Source organism: Telluria sp. AZSoR62, assembly GCF_058111565.1.
This window is the reverse complement of record NZ_JBYTST010000340.1, coordinates 1-267: the sequence shown is the minus strand read 5'-3', so window position 1 is coordinate 267 and position 267 is coordinate 1. Positions and strand designations below refer to the sequence as shown.

1 protein-coding gene is annotated in these 267 nt (G+C 62.9%); it reads left to right on the top strand.

Annotated features, from left to right (window positions below):
- On the top strand, positions 1–267 hold a 267-nt coding region (locus tag AC3XQU_RS24045; protein WP_489876642.1), incomplete at both ends, for a hypothetical protein.

Here is a 267-nt window from a genome sequence, read left to right as displayed (position 1 = left end):
AAGACCCAGCGGTCGTCGACCACTTCCGCTCGGTCGACAGCGCACCGGTCGACTACGCGGTCGATCGCCCCGCGAGCGGAACGAACAGTTTCCTGATCACGTTCGCCGGGCTGTCGATCCTCGCAATGTGCATCCGAACCCTGCTGGTGCATTCCGGGTACTCCGCCATGCCCCGCGACCTGGCTGTATTGACCGACGGGCGAGGCAATGTCGTGTTCCCACTGAGACTGTTTCTCGCCGTCTTCTTCCTCACCTACGCGATCCACG